The following is a 12819-nucleotide window of genomic DNA, read 5'->3' on the forward strand; positions in this document are numbered from 1 at the left end:
TCAGGCCTCCATGGTGGATTCGTGCCGCTCGGGGCGGGATTCGTGGAACCGTGCGTCGACGGGCTTGACCAGCAGGTTGGCCACAAAGCCGATCACCAGCAGCGCCACCATGGTCAGCAGCGCCGGCTGGTAGGACACCGCATTCAGCTGGCCGGGCTTGCCCTGCGCATCCAGGATGCTGTTGACGATCAGTGGCCCGGCCACACCGGCGGCGGACCACGCGGTCAGCAGCCGGCCGTGGATGGCGCCCACCTGGAACGTCCCGAACAGGTCCCGCAGGTAGGCCGGAACGGTGGCAAAGCCGCCCCCATAGAACGAGATGATGACGAAGGCGAGCACCACGTAAAGGGCCGTGGCACTGGACCCGGCCAGCGCCAGCACCGTGTACAGCACGGCCCCCACGCCCAGGTACACCATGTAGATCCGCTTGCGGCCCGTAACGTCGGAGGTGGCGGACCAGGCGAACCGGCCGGACATGTTGCCGATGGACAGCAGCCCCACGAAACCTGCGGCCACGCCGGCGCTCACCAGGGACTTGCCGTCGGACTGCCGGAAGAAGTCCTGGATCATGGGCGCGGCCTGCTCCAGGATGCCGATGCCGGCCGTGACGTTGCAGAATAGCGCCACCCACACCAGCCAGAACTGGCGCGTCTTGATGGCGTTTTTGGCCGAGACGTTCTCTGTGGTCACCAGCTTGGCCGCCTTGACCTTGGAGGGGTCGAACCCGGCGGGGCGCCACCCGTCGGCGGGCACCCGGACGGTAAACGCGCCGAACAGCATGTAGGCGAGATAGACGACGGCGAGGGTCAGGAAGAGCTTGCCCACGGCATCACCGCTGGCAACCCAGCCCTGGGCGCCGGAGTTGGGATCGTAGGCCTTGAGCAGTGCCTGGGATACCGGGCTGGCGATCAGTGCGCCGCCGCCGAAGCCCATGATCGCCATGCCGGTGGCCAGACCCGGCCGGTCCGGGAACCACTTGATCAGCGTGGACACCGGCGAGATGTACCCGATGCCCAGTCCGATGCCGCCCACCACGCCGTAGCCCAGGTAGACCAGCCAGAGCTGCCGGGTGAAGATGCCCACCGAACCGATGAGGAAGCCGCCCGCCCAGAACATCGCGGACGTGAACATCGCCTTGCGCGGGCCGTTGGTGTCCACCCAGGTGCCCATGACCGCGGCGGAAAGGCCCAGCATGACGATGGCGATGGAGAAGATCACGCCCACCTCGGTCAGGCTGGCACCGAAGTGCTTCACCAGCGCGGTCTTGTACACGCTGGTGGCGTACGCCTGCCCGATGCACAAGTGGACGGCGAGCGCCGCCGGCGGGACCAGCCAGCGGTTGAAGCCCGGCGGGGCGATGGAGTGGTCACGGTCCAGGAAGCCCATGGTTGATTCCCTTTGCTTGTCGAAGACGTCGATGTCTGATCGATCCAGAGGCGAAAGACCTTGACGAGCCCAGGCCCCTTGCCTTGGGCAATCATCATGCAAATCATCAGCAAACGTACTGTTGGCGCGCCGAACGGCGGGGATTTTACGGCGAGCGGCGGTCAGGCGGCCTTGATGGGCGGTTTACCGGCGGAGGCCGCCTGGCCCTCCCGGGCCAGGAAAGCCGACAGTTCGCCGATGGTGCTCATGAGCGGCGCGGGGAACACCACGGTGGTGTTCTTGTCCACGCCGATTTCCACGAGGGACTGCAGGTTCCTGAGCTGCAGGGCCAGCGGGTGGGCCATCATGGTGTCCGACGCGTCGCCGAGCGCCGTGGCGGCGATGGCCTCGCCTTCGGCGGCGATGATCTTGGCCCTCTTCTCACGTTCAGCTTCAGCCTGGCGGGCCATGGCGCGCTTCATGCTTTCGGGCAGCTGGATATCCTTCAGCTCAACCAGCGTGACCTCCACGCCCCACTCGACGCTGAGCACGTCGAGGATTTGCCGGATGTCAGCGTTGATCCGCGCGGTCTCGGACAGGGTCTGGTCCAGGGTGTGCTGGCCCACGACTTTCCGCAGGGTGGTCTGGGCGATCTGGTCGATGGCCGCGGCAACGTTTTCGATGGCGACAATGGACTTCACGGCGTCCACCACGCGGTAGTAGGCCACCGCTGAAACATCCACGCTCACGTTGTCCTGGGTGATGATGCCCTGGGACTGGATGGGCATGGTGACGATCCGCAGGCTGACCAGCGGCAGCCGGTCGATGACCGGGACGATCAGCCGCAGCCCGGGCTCCCGCACGCCGACCACCCGGCCAAGCCGGAAGAGCACACCCTTCTCGTATTGGCGCACAATCCGGATGGACATCCTCGCCACGATGAGCAGCAGGATGACGACAACAACCGCAATGACGGTGGTGGGGTCCATCAGGATCCCCTCCTGAAGTACTGGGTGGGACCTGCCGGAGCCGGGCCGGCGCCGTGACAGATGTCCTGGCTCCATTCTCCCACCAACCATGAAGGAGAGCTTCAAACCTGCTGTAGGTTGATGCTGGACTCTCACTTATCGTCAGGCAGGGCGGGGATCGCATGGACGCGGACGTCATCATCATCGGCGGCGGGCTGGCAGGGCTCGTGGCCGCCAACGAGCTGGTCCGCGCCGGACGGCGGGTGGCCATCGTGGACCAGGAGAACGCGGCCAACCTGGGCGGGCAGGCGTTCTGGTCGCTGGGCGGCCTGTTCCTGGTGGACACCCCGATGCAGCGCCGGCTGGGCGTAAAGGATTCCTTTGAGCTGGCATGGCAGGACTGGCAGGGCTCGGCGCAGTGGGACCGGCTTTCCGGCCCGCACCCGGAGGACGAATGGGCGGCCCGGTGGGGGCGCGCGTACGTGGAGTTCGCCGCCGGAGAGAAGCGCGCCTGGCTGCAGCAGCAGGGCATCCGGTTCACCCCGCTGGTGGGCTGGGCGGAGCGCGGCGACGGCAGGGCAGGCGGCCACGGCAACTCGGTCCCCCGATTCCATGTCCCCTGGGGCACCGGCACCGGGGTGTCCGAGCCCTTCGCAGACAAGGCCCGCGCGGCTGCCGCGGCGGGCGGCGTCAGGTTTTTCTTCCGGCACCGGGTGGACGGTTTAACGTACGACGGCGGCACGGTCACCGGGGTGCGGGGCGCAGTGCTGGCACCGGATGCCTCCCCGCGTGGCGTCTCCTCCAACCGCGACGTGGCCGGCGAGTTCGAGCTGCGGGCGCAGGCTGTGGTGATCGCGTCCGGCGGGATCGGCGGCAACCACGGGCAGGTGCGCCGCTGGTGGCCCGATCGGCTGGGGACGCCGCCGCGGAAGATGGTCACCGGCGTCCCGCAGCATGTGGACGGGCGGATGCTGGACATCGCCGACCAGTCCGGCGTCAGGCTGGTGAACCGCGACCGGATGTGGCACTACACGGAGGGCATCCGGAACTGGAACCCCATCTGGCCGGACCATGCCATCCGGATCCTGCCCGGGCCGTCGTCGCTCTGGTTCGATGCCCTGGGCCGCCGGCTCCCCGCCCCCGGCCTGCCCGGCTACGACACCCTGGGCACCCTCGGCCTGCTCCGAACCACTCCTGGGATCCAGCAGTTCGATCATTCCTGGTTCATCCTCAACCAGCGCATCATCGAAAAGGAGTTCGCCCTTTCAGGCTCCGAGCAGAATCCGGACATCACCAACCGGGACCTCAAGCTCCTGCTGAGGACCCGGCTGGGCCGGGGCGCGTCCGGCCCCATCGAGGCGTTCAAGGAGCATGGCGCTGACTTTGTGGTGGCGGACAACCTGGCGGACCTGGTCCGCGGGATGAACGCCCTGACGGACCAGCCGCTGCTGGACCACGGACACCTCCGGCGGCAGATCGAGGAGCGCGACGCCGAGATCCGCAACCCCTATTCCAAGGACGTCCAGGTGGCCGGCATCCGGAACAGCCGGCGCTACCTGGGAGACCGGCTTTTCCGCACCGTGAAGCCGCACCGGATCCTGGACCCGAAAGCCGGGCCGCTGATCGCCGTGCGGCTGCACGTGGTCACCCGGAAAACCTTGGGCGGAATCCAGACGGACCTCACAGGCCAGGCACTGGGACGGGACGGCGTTCCCATTCCCGGGCTTTATGCTGCCGGGGAAGCGGCCGGCTTTGGCGGCGGCGGCGCCCACGGGTACAACGCGCTCGAAGGCACCTTCCTGGGCGGCTGCATCTTCACCGGCCTTACCGCGGGCCGCACGCTCGCCGCCGCGCTGTAGCCCGGGGGCGCACCAGGGCCCTGGCCGCGCCAAAGTCAGCTGTGGCACCCGGCCCCGTGCCGCCGTCGTCCGCTGTGCCCTCCCGAAGTTACGGCAGGGGCGCTAGGCGAAGCTGCGTCGAGAGCCTGTGCGCGGCTGGCAGGTCGCCGTCGTCGTAGACCAGTACGCGGCCGATGAGGAGCACCGAGCGGCGTGGAGAAGCGATATGACCCATCCCGCCCGGAACATCACCGGACCATCCAGGCCCAGTGATGAGGAAGTCCCCTGCCCCTGTTCCGATGGTGCGCTTGCCGACGTAGGCGAAATTGGTGTTGTTCGAGGGGTTGGTGAACTGCACGCTGTAGTAGCGCCCTCCCATGTCCGGCACGTGGAGCACCAGCGGACCTTTCGAGAGGTCCAGCCAACCCAACGTCAGGAGGGTGTCCCGGTTGACGCCGGCCGACGCCACTCGGGAGGTGCCCGCCGGCATATTGAGCGGGTCTGCGAAGAGCGCCTGCGACTGGATGTACAGGGTGTTGACGGGAATGGGACCTTCGCCGAAGCCCTTGACCACGATGGCCCGCTTGAACACGGAGAGGAGCATGCGGGGCCAAAAATAGGTGGCAGCGAACCACGTGGCCGCCATGACCGTGAAGAAGATGAACAGGTGTTCCAGCCTCATGGCGTCCCGCCTCCCGCCCTGGCCACTGCCGGAACCACATAGCTTCCGTCCAGGACCGCAGGGCCGGGCTCGTAGACACGCAGCCAGAGGATGAACTTTCCGTCCGGGGCGGGCAGCCAGTTGCGTTCGCGGCCTGCCGGAGGGGTGGCCTGGATGCAGACCTCAACAGAGCCGTCCGGGCCGGGGACCAGTCCGGACCTGTCGCTCACGCTGTACCTGTGGAGGGGGTTGGCCACGAAGCGGTTCCGGGCGTCGCCCATCGTGAGTGACCAAAAGGCGTTGGTGGGCGGCAGTCCGCCGGGCGGGAACCGGAGGACGTACTGGTGCCGGCCGGTCAGCGGGGCGCCCGAGGCGTCAGAATTGGCCCACCAGTAGACCGCTTCTTCCGGTGTGTTCACCGGGCCCGGGAACAGCTGGGCGCAGGCAGCGCGCAGCAGCACGCCGTTGCCGGGATCGCCCAGGCCGGGCATGGTGATCCACCCGTTCACCCGGACGGCTTTGACCCTGGAGTACACCTGGGCGGTGACGAAAGCCAGGCCAAAGCCGATCAGGAAGCCCTGCAGCACATCGCTGCGGACGGTCCGGTTCAGCGGGAGGAAGAGCATGGCAAGGACGAACGCCACGCAGATGAGGCCCACCAGCGCGGCGAAGTAGGCATAGGCCCTCCTCAACGCTCCGTTGCCTCCTTGGCCCTCCGGACCAGCCGGAGTTCGGGAAGTGCCTCCCATTCGGGCGGCAGGGTGTTGCGTTTCCCGTCGGGCCGGAATCCCTGTTTCAGGTAGAAGGCAAGCGCGCGCGGGTTATTTTCCAGCACCCACAAGTACCCCGGACCGGAGCCGACGGCGGCACGCACCAGTGCTGCCCCCAGGCCGCTCCCATAGGTGCGCCGGAGGGTGTAGATCGAGTAAAGCTCCAGCGCTTCAGGAGCGTCGTCCTCCCGCCCGGGGCCGGCGTCCGCGTAGCCCACCAGCTGGTTGTCGTCGTCGAAGGCGAGGATCCGCGGCTCCCGGGTGTCCAGGAACGCCCGTCGCCGCTCCACCCGTTCCGGGATGCCGGCCCGGCGTCGCTCGAAGAAGGCCGGCGAGAGCAGGTGCGGGTAGCACTCCTCGTGCGCCAGTGTCTGCATGAGCACCACCGCCTCGGCGTCTTCCGGGCTGGCCTGGCGAAGTCGAAAGTCCATGGCGCCAGCCTAGCCAGCGGACCCGCACTCTGCGGCACTTAAGATGAGGCATGAACTTCGAGGGCGTGCTTTTGACGGCAGTTGGCGCGGCGCTGATTCTGCTGATGATCGCCGACGTCTTCCACACCTTGCTCTACCCGCATGGCTCGGGCCCCGTGGGACGGACCATCATGCGCGGGTTCTGGCTGCTGTCCAGGAAACTCAGGGGCGGCGCCTCATCAGTCGCCGCACCGCTGGCCATGGCTGCAGTCATCGCTGCCTGGGCCACCCTGGCTGCCGTGGGCTGGGCGCTCCTGTACCTCCCCCACCTGCCGGCCGGCTTCTCCTATTCGAACGACATCCCCCGGCAGGCCGACTTCGCCGAGGCGCTCTACATTTCGCTGGTGGCCCTGTCCACCGCCGGTTTCGGTGAGATCGTGGCCATCCATCCGGTCCTCCGGCTGGTGATGGCGTTCCAGGCCGTGGCAGGTTTTGGCCTGCTCACCGCCACGGTTTCCTGGATCCTGCAGACCTACCCGGCGCTGAGCCGGCGGCGTGCCCTTGCCCACCGGCTCAACCTGTTCCGGGAAGCGGCGGGAACCTCCGGCATCGCGGCGCTGGAAGCCGGTCATGCGGCGGGACTGCTGGAGGCGATGGCCGAAAACGTGGCGTCCGTGAGCATCGATCTCCTGTCCTTCCACGAGACCTACTACTTCCACGAGGTGGAACAGCGGGGATCGCTGCCGGCCACCCTTGCCTACGCCCATCAGCTGGCCTCGGAAGCCCAGGCCAGCGACAACCCTGAACTGCGGTTTGCCGGGCGGATGCTCTACGCGGCCCTGGATGACCTGGCAGAAGTGCTGCGCGGAAAGTTCGGCCATGTGGGAGACACGTCCTCCGACGTGTTCGACCACTACGAACTCCACCACCGGCACCGGCGGCCCCCGGCCCCGCGGGCGTGACGCCAGAAGTTACAGCACTTTGGAAAGGAACTCCTGGGTCCGTTGGTGCCGGGGATTACTGAGAACCTCCCGCGGCGGCCCGGCCTCCACCACCACGCCTTCATCCATGAAGACCAGCGTGTCCGCGACCTCACGGGCGAACCCCATCTCGTGGGTCACCACCACCATGGTCATGCCGCTCCTGGCCAATTCCTTCATGACCTCAAGCACCTCCCCCACCAATTCCGGGTCAAGGGCACTCGTGGGCTCGTCAAAGAGCATCAGCTTGGGATCCATGGCAAGGGCACGGGCGATGGCCACGCGTTGCTGCTGTCCGCCGGACAGGTGGGCCGGGTAAGCGTCCCCCTTGTCCCCCAGCCCCACCCGTTCCAGCAGCTCTTTTGCCCGGGCGGTGGCTTTGGCCTTGGAGAGGCCTTTCACCCGGATGGGAGCCAGGGTGATGTTCTCCATGGCCGTCAGGTGTGGAAAGAGATTGAAACGCTGGAATACCATCCCGATTTCGCGACGCTGGAAGGCCGCTTCCGAGAGCTTGAGCTCGTAGAGCTTGCCACCCTTCTGGCGGTAGCCCACCAGCTCGCCGTCGATCGAAAGCCGGCCGCCGTCCACTCGTTCCAGATGGTTGATGCAGCGCAGGAACGTCGACTTGCCCGATCCGCTCGGCCCCACAATGCACAGCACCTGGCCGCGGGCCACCTCCAGGCTGATACCCCGCAGGACCTTGTTTGTGCCGAAATTCTTGGAAACCTTCTCGGCAAGCACCATCGGCACGCCCGTCATCCCTTACCTCCAAAGTCATTGCCAAGCGGTGCGCCTGGCTCTCCCGGAAGCACCGCTCCGGGGGCTGCCGCCGGGCCTGCGGCTTGTGCCGTATCCGACGTCGGTGACCGCCTGCCCAAGTCCGCCCGGCCGGTGCCGCGGGAAAACCTCTTCTCGATGAAGTGCTGCCCCACCATCAGGACTGACGTGAAAAGCAGGTACCAGAGCGACGCCACGATCAGCAGTGGGACCGGGGTGAAGGTAACGGCGGAGATCCCGCGGGACACGCCATACAGGTCGATGCTCAAGGGGATGGCGGCCACCAGCGAGGTGGTCTTCAACATGGAAATTACTTCGTTACCGGTGGGCGGAATGATGATCTTCATGGCCTGCGGGACCACGACGAACCTCATGGTCTGGCCCCAGGACAGGGCCAGCGCCGTGGCGGCCTCCTCCTGGCCGCGGTCCACGGACAAGAGTCCTGCACGGACGATCTCGGACATGTACGCGGCCTCGTTCAGGCCGAGCCCAATGACGGCGGTGATGAAGAGGTTGGTGAAGATCCCGTTCGGGATGGTGACCCACGGGTCCATGAATGGAATGCCCAGCGTGAACACCGGGTAGATGAGGGAGACCAGGCCCCAGAAGACCAGCTGCACGTACACAGGTGTGCCGCGGAAGATCCAGATGTACAGCCAGGCGATATTCTTGAGCACCGGATTGGGTGACAGCCGCATGATGGCCAGTACAAGGCCGATGACGATCGCGCCGATCATGGCGTAGATGGTCAGCGACAATGTCACCCACGCAGCCTGGCTGATCCGGCGGTCAAAAATGTATTTGCCCACTTCCGGCCAGCCGTAGTCCGGTCGCTGTGCCGCGTCCAGCACAAAGACTGCCAGCCCGAGCACCAGGACGACGGCAATCAGGATCCGCCAGGGGTGGCGGAGCGGAATCGCGACGATGGTCTCGGGCGGAGCATCGCCCGCGGCGAGCCCGCTGCCACTGCCGCCGCGCGGGCCCCTTCCATGTTCCGCCTCAATCATCCCGTCGGATTCCGCCCTGCTCATGTTCTCTTACCCCTTGGATGCCACGTTGAGGGCAGCCGTCTTTACTCCGCCGGCTTCCACTCCCCACTTGGACAGGATCTTGGTGTACGTGCCGTCATCGATCAGCGACTGGAGCGCCTTCTGGAGGACCGGAGTGAAGTCGCTGCCCTTCGCAACGGGGATGCCGTAAGGAGCCACCTCAAATGCGTCCCCCGCCGTCTGCAGCTTGTCCTTGGTCTTGGAGATCGCGTAGAGGGTGACGGGCGAGTCAGCGCTCATCGCATCCACCTGCCCCACCGCCAGTGCATTGGTCGCCTGGTCCTGCGCGTCAAATTTGAAGATCTGGATTGCAGGCTTCCCCGCGTCGGTGCAGGCCTTCGACTTCTTGGGCACTTCGTCGGTGTCCTCATAAGTTGTTGCCTGGACAGCCACCTTCAGTCCGCACGCGTTGTTAGGGTCCACGGTCTTACCTTTGGGGGCCGCCCACTGGATGCCGGCCGAGTAGTAATTGAGGAAGTCCACCTGCTTCTCACGTTCTTTCGTGTCGGTAAATGAGGACATACCCATGTCGTCTTTGCCTGCACGCACCGCGGGCAGGATGTTATCGAACGTGCCTATGTCGAAATTGACCTTCAGGCCCATCACCTTGCCCAGTGCATTGGTGAGGTCAACCGACCAGCCCGCCGGTGCCCCGTTGTCGTCCTTGAACTCGTTGGGCGGGTAGTTGTTGGCCATGCCGACGTTCAGGACTCCGGCACTTTTGATCTTTTCCGGCAGGGACGCCGCGATGGAGTCGTTCTTTTTGACGTCGACGGCGGCGGCGGTGCCGCTCGCCGAGGCGGGCCCGGTGGCGGCCGGCTGGCTGTTGTCCACGCATCCGGAGAGCGCGAGTGCCGAGGCTACGGTAAGGACGGGGAGTACGTATCTGGTGCGCATGGCTTCCTTAGCTTTCAGGGATCTTCTTTAGTTGTTGCCTGACTTCGTTGTCTCAAGAATTTCGCCGGAAGAACGGAGGTCCCGGAGGATCTCCCCACCCCTGGCTTTCAGCTCAGGGACGCTGGAAACACCTACCAGCGTCATGGTACGCCTGAGTTCGTCCGCGAGGATGTCAATGATGCGGCCTACTCCAGGAGAGCCGGCAGCGACCAGACCGTAGAGGTAGGCGCGGCCGATGGAGCAGGCGTCTGCTCCGAGCGCCAGTGCCTTGAGGATGTCGCTGCCCCGCCGGATTCCCGAATCCACGTAGATTTCCAGCGAGTCACCCACCCGCTGCCGCGATTCCTGGAGGACGTCCATGGGGCTCAGCATGTGGTCCAACTGGCGGCCGCCGTGGTTGCTCAGCTGCACGGCGTCCAGCCCGATCCGGGCTGCCTTGTCGACGTCGGATGGGTTGACGCAGCCTTTGAGTACGATCTTGCCCTGCCAGGCCTGACGCAGTTCCTCGAGTTCCTTCCAGCCGCTGGATGCGTCCGAATGGCCCAGGATGTGCTGCCACATGGATGGGGTGACCATGGAGGTGGCGGCAGCACTGTGCGGATCCAGATTGGGGAAGCTGATGCCTTCTGACCTCAGGAAGTTGACCCACCAGGATGGGCGTCGGGCAATGTCGGCAATAGTCGAAAGGGTCAAGGCGGGCGGAGCGGTAAAGCCGTTGTGGAGGTCGCGTTCCCTTGCACCGAGTGCACGGGTGTCGACGCCGACAATCAGTGTGGTGAATCCCGCAGCTTCGCAGCGTGCCAGTTTGTCTTTCGCGGCCTTCGGCTCCGAGCCGAGCCCAAAGTTGAACCAGCGGTCCAGGCCTGGGTGGCTTCGGGCAATGGTCTCCATAGCCACGGTGCTTAGCCCGGCGAGTCCGTAAGGGATGTGGGCACGGTCGGCTGCCGCCGCGACGGCTGCCTCCCCCTCGGGGTGAAACAAACGGGTGGCACCGGTGGGGGTCAGCGTCAGTGGCAGGGCGCTGGTCCTGCCAAGCAGGGCTGTACTGGTATCAGGTCCCTCGACCGGCCCCCAGCTGGGCATGAGGGCCCAGGAGTCGAATACAGCGCGATTGCGGCGTAGTGTCACCTCGTCCTCTGACCCGCCGTCGAGGTAGTCGAAGATTCCGGCGGGCAGGACTTTGCGCGCGGACTTCCGGTACTCCTCCACGTTGTATGCGTTGGCAAGTACGCGGCGCCGCCGGGAGAATACGGGTGCTTTGACCTGGATGAGCTCCTTGGCTTCGCCGATTTTCAATGACGGCCTTCCACTGCGTGCGTTGCGTTCGTTGACTTCAGCGTAGGAAGCCGCGGACTGTGCGACTATGGAGAAACTCACAAGTCAGGAGTCATCGGATTAGCACAAACTACCAAGGTGCCTCTTTCGGCTCTGTCGGAGTGCCCGCCGTCGAGCCCCTCTCCCTGCCCACACTTTCAGACGTGGCACGCTCCACGGATTCGGAGATTGTGAGCCTGGTGGAGATGCCTGCAAATGACCAGCAGGCGGTGGCGGGCTCAGTCCTGTACGACTCCATGGCCCCGCCCGCGAAGTACCCCGGGGCTGTTGCACTGGCCATCGGCCTCTCGTTGTCCGGAAAGCGCCTGCGGGCCAAGGTCCAGGACCTCGCCGACGCCGGCTATGTGGGAATCGTTTACAAGACCAATGGAAAACCGGACACAGTGCTCCGGGCAGCCGCCCGCGAAACGGGAATGGCGCTCTTCCGGGCCTCGGATTCAGTGCCATGGAACCAGCTGGCAGAGATCATGGATGCGGCCGTCATACCGCACCGCCAGTCGGGACGGACACTGGTGGACATCCGTCCCGGCGATCTCTTCGATCTCGCCAATACAGTGGCCGCGCAGGCAGGAGGGGCCGTGGCCATTGTGGATCCCGACCAAACCATCCTTGCCTATTCAACACTCCCGGACCAGCCCATCGATGAGACCCGCCGCAGTTCCATCCTGCGCCTGCAGGTACCGCGCTCGCCCGAGACCGACAGGGACTACCGGCGCGTCCATGCTGCAAGCGATGTGGTGGACGTGAAGACCGAAGACCCGGAGCTGCGCCGCACCGCCATATCCATCCGCGCGGGAGCGGGCGTGCTGGGATCTCTCTGGCTCCTGGAACGGGCCGGTCACCAGAATAAGGATGCAGCCCGGATCCTGCGGGAAGCGGCGAATGTGGCTGCACTCCATATCCTGCACAAGCGCACCACTTACGTTTCGAACCTCACGCGGCAGTTGGATATGGTGCAGCCGCTGCTGTTCGAACCCAAACGCGCCGAGCTGGCAGCTATCCGGCTCGGTATCTCCGCGGACTCCATCCGGGTGGCGGCGCTCACGGCGTGGCCCGCGGACGCAGTCGCTGCCCAAACACTGCAGTCACGCCTCCGCCTCTTCGACACCATCCGAACCGCCTGCGCGATCCGGCTGCCTTCCGCGGTCTGCGGCCTCTCGGACAACATTGTGTATGTCGTACTTCCACAGGGAACCGATTCCGACTGGCACTTTCAGCGCGGCGCCATCCTGGCCATTGTCAGGAATGCGCGGCGGGCCCTCGGCCGCCCCGTCCTGGCCGCACTGGGCAGCGCGGCTACCGTAAACCGGCTTGCAGAGTCCCGGATCAATGCCGAGATGGTCTTGTCCGAATTGGTCCGCACCGTTGCGGAAGGACAGATCGACCCGGACTCGGACCAAGTGGTGGCCGACGATGAATCGCTGGGCTCGCGCCTGCAGCTGCGCCGGATTGTATCCTCGTTGACCGCGGCCGGGCAGCTGCCCGGAGTGCACGCCATGAGGATTGCAGAGTACGACGAACAGCACAGGAAATCCTTTGAGGAGACCATCCGGGCCTACCTGAGCTGCGGCGGCAACGCCATGGAAACGGCCAATGCATTGAAGGTGCACGTCAATACAGTCCGCTACCGCTTGTCCAGGGTGAAGACGCTCTTCGGCATCGAGCTCGACGATCCCGAGACACGCCTGCTCGTGTGGCTGCAGCTATGGGCGAGGCACAACTAAAGCGCCGATTAGTCGGGCCACGGCGGCATCCCCCTGCTTGGTAGG

General features: G+C 65.6%; 12 protein-coding genes. 3 read left to right on the top strand and 9 right to left on the bottom strand.

All coding sequences use genetic code 11. From position 1 onward, the window contains the following. Positions 1–1386, bottom strand: coding sequence for an OFA family MFS transporter (locus BACI349Y_RS14550; protein ID WP_159632719.1), 1386 nt, complete (start codon positions 1384–1386; stop codon positions 1–3). Positions 1387–1547: 161 nt separating this feature from the next. Further along, positions 1548–2354, bottom strand: coding sequence for an SPFH domain-containing protein (locus tag BACI349Y_RS14555; protein ID WP_159632720.1), 807 nt, complete (start codon positions 2352–2354; stop codon positions 1548–1550). A gap of 161 nt (positions 2355–2515) precedes the next feature. On the opposite strand from BACI349Y_RS14555, the gene BACI349Y_RS14560 reads away from it, so the two are divergent. Next, positions 2516–4192, top strand: coding sequence for an FAD-binding dehydrogenase (locus BACI349Y_RS14560; protein ID WP_159632721.1), 1677 nt, complete (start codon positions 2516–2518; stop codon positions 4190–4192). Positions 4193–4280: 88 nt separating this feature from the next. Here the strand turns inward: BACI349Y_RS14560 and BACI349Y_RS14565 are convergent, their stop codons facing one another. Genes BACI349Y_RS14565 through BACI349Y_RS14575 form a run of 3 tightly spaced genes read right to left on the bottom strand, consistent with a single transcriptional unit; the run spans position 4281 to position 6033 of the window. After that, positions 4281–4853 (bottom strand): DUF1254 domain-containing protein, encoded by a 573-nt coding sequence (locus BACI349Y_RS14565; RefSeq protein ID WP_159632722.1) that lies wholly within the window; start codon positions 4851–4853, stop codon positions 4281–4283. Further along, the gene (locus BACI349Y_RS14570; RefSeq protein ID WP_201302451.1) at positions 4850–5524 is read right to left on the bottom strand and encodes a DUF1214 domain-containing protein; all 675 of its coding nucleotides are present in this window, start codon (positions 5522–5524) and stop codon (positions 4850–4852) included. The genes BACI349Y_RS14565 and BACI349Y_RS14570 overlap by 4 nt, the downstream gene beginning before the upstream one ends. Beyond that, positions 5521–6033, bottom strand: a complete 513-nt coding sequence (locus tag BACI349Y_RS14575; RefSeq protein ID WP_159632724.1) for a GNAT family N-acetyltransferase — start codon at positions 6031–6033, stop codon at positions 5521–5523. The genes BACI349Y_RS14570 and BACI349Y_RS14575 overlap by 4 nt, the downstream gene beginning before the upstream one ends. A 50-nt stretch (positions 6034–6083) precedes the next feature. Here BACI349Y_RS14575 and BACI349Y_RS14580 point away from each other — a divergent pair, with 50 nt between their 5' ends. Then, positions 6084–6974: a potassium channel family protein gene (locus BACI349Y_RS14580; protein WP_159632725.1), complete on the top strand. Its 891-nt coding sequence runs from the start codon at positions 6084–6086 to the stop codon at positions 6972–6974. A gap of 9 nt (positions 6975–6983) precedes the next feature. On the opposite strand, the gene BACI349Y_RS14585 is transcribed toward BACI349Y_RS14580, so the two are convergent. The 4 genes from BACI349Y_RS14585 to BACI349Y_RS14600 are packed head-to-tail and all read right to left on the bottom strand — an operon-like array spanning position 6984 to position 11011. After that, a complete protein-coding gene (locus BACI349Y_RS14585) occupies positions 6984–7751 on the bottom strand; it encodes an amino acid ABC transporter ATP-binding protein (RefSeq protein WP_328699862.1) in 768 nt (255 codons plus the stop codon). Continuing rightward, positions 7748–8800 carry an amino acid ABC transporter permease gene (locus BACI349Y_RS14590; RefSeq protein ID WP_159632726.1) on the bottom strand — a complete coding sequence of 351 codons (1053 nt, stop codon included), beginning with the start codon at positions 8798–8800 and terminating at the stop codon, positions 7748–7750. The genes BACI349Y_RS14585 and BACI349Y_RS14590 overlap by 4 nt, the downstream gene beginning before the upstream one ends. 6 nt (positions 8801–8806) lie before the next feature. After that, on the bottom strand, positions 8807–9715 hold the full coding sequence (locus BACI349Y_RS14595; protein ID WP_159632727.1) for an ABC transporter substrate-binding protein: 909 nt from the start codon (positions 9713–9715) through the stop codon (positions 8807–8809). 27 nt (positions 9716–9742) lie between these two features. Beyond that, complete coding sequence (locus BACI349Y_RS14600; RefSeq protein ID WP_159632728.1) at positions 9743–11011, bottom strand: alpha-hydroxy acid oxidase; 1269 nt, start codon at positions 11009–11011, stop codon at positions 9743–9745. A 182-nt stretch (positions 11012–11193) separates the two neighbouring features. Between BACI349Y_RS14600 and BACI349Y_RS14605 the strand changes: the two genes are divergently transcribed. Beyond that, positions 11194–12774: a PucR family transcriptional regulator gene (locus BACI349Y_RS14605; RefSeq protein WP_159632729.1), complete on the top strand. Its 1581-nt coding sequence runs from the start codon at positions 11194–11196 to the stop codon at positions 12772–12774. Positions 12775–12819: the final 45 nt, after the last annotated feature.

Origin of the sequence: Arthrobacter sp. 8AJ (genome assembly GCF_902506025.1) — a bacterium.
Classification (GTDB): domain Bacteria; phylum Actinomycetota; class Actinomycetes; order Actinomycetales; family Micrococcaceae; genus Arthrobacter.